At 41.7% G+C, this 1,519-nt stretch carries 1 protein-coding gene; it reads right to left on the bottom strand.

Annotated elements, in window-relative coordinates:
- Positions 1-1,093, bottom strand: a 1,093-nt coding sequence (locus tag G4V62_RS19050) for a PDC sensor domain-containing protein (RefSeq protein ID WP_165205219.1), incomplete at its 3' end; no start/stop codon positions are given.
- Between the last annotated feature and the right edge of the window lie 426 nt (positions 1,094-1,519).

The following is a 1,519-nucleotide window of genomic DNA, read 5'->3' as shown; positions in this document are numbered from 1 at the left end:
CCATTTCGTCTTTAGACTGAATGTGCAGACGCGGGGTTAAGTCACCAGAGGCAAGCTGTTTTAAGACGCTCATCATTTTCGGAATCGGCTTGAGCATGTGTCTGGTTAACACATAGACAATGAGGATTAATAGGGCACACGCGACAACGAAATAAACGACCATATTGATTGTGATCGAATCAAGACCTGACAAGGCATCTTCTGCAGGGATGGCAGCACCGACCGACCAATCGGCAGTTGGTACTTGTGAGTAGCCGATGTATTCGCTTCGGTCATTGACCCAGCTTAATCTTAAGCCAATGTCGCCCTCGACCATCGCTGAACCAATTTGACCTAAATCTCCTTCAATGTCGGGTAGCTTTTGGTTCAAAATCAGCTCTTCATCCGGATGGTACAGCACAGTTCCATCTTTTGATAATAAGAACGTATACACATTTTCTTCAAGGTTATATGATTGCATGAGCTGGGGAAGCTGATCTAATAGCAAATCAACACCGACAAACCCTTTTATTTCTCCTTGATCATGAATTGGGAGAGCCGCTGTTAACACCGTTTTTTCGGTAATGTCATCGTAATAAGGCTCGGTAAAAAAGACATCCGTCTGGCTGAGTGCCTCTTCATACCATGGTAGGCTTTTTATGTCATAGTTTCCCTCAGCGAGATGATTATTGCCAAGGATGAAATTAGCTGAATTTCCAGCTACCCATACAGTTACGAGTGATTGATCTGTACGAGCGACATTTTCTAAGGATTTCATTACACTCTTAAAATGTGTATTGGACATTACATCATCTGTTGGCTGCACAGACTTTACCAAGTCTATCATGTCTTGATTCGCGGCCATCTGTTTTACAATGGTCGCTTTTTCCGCAAACATCGCATCGACTTGATCAGAGACGGCACTGCTTTTTGTGGCGAGACTCGCTTCGATATCTTTCACCATTTGTTCTTTCGTCGACGAATGAATAAGCCATCCAGTTGCTGAAAAAACTAAGACAATGGCAATCAATAGAACGGAGGATAATTTCGTCGATATACTTTTGAAGATCCCGCGAGATTTGCTGAGGTCTTTGTTTTTGAGTTGCTTTTTCATATGATCCTCCTTGATTAAGCTCATTTTTTGTATTTATTTTTAATATGCAGGCCTTTGGTAGAGCCTATAACATAGGATGTTAGTGTATTTAAAATACATAATAAAATGATGGTTTAAGGGTTTTTTTAAGGGAAGACAGCGTGGGAACAACAAGGAAGTTTCATGTGAAACACTAAGGCTTTTGAGAAGACGCTCGGCTTTTTCTGTCCGTTGAGACTATATCTACATCATCTAATAGATACGCCGAGTTCTATAGGGCATTCAACCCTTGGTATTTGAACCAAGGGTTGAATGGTCTTGTCGGATTTTCATAACTTACGAAACGTCTTTATTTTCCCCAACGGTAAACCGACTTAAAGTCGTTTGAAGCTCTTCTGCCATCGTACTCAGCATTTGTGCGGACTCAGTGATTTCGCCCATAAAGCC

This window comes from Litoribacterium kuwaitense, from assembly GCF_011058155.1.
Classification (GTDB): domain Bacteria; phylum Bacillota; class Bacilli; order Bacillales; family DSM-28697; genus Litoribacterium; species Litoribacterium kuwaitense.
Note: the sequence above shows the minus strand (reverse complement) of the source record. Positions and strands in the feature narration are given on the sequence as shown.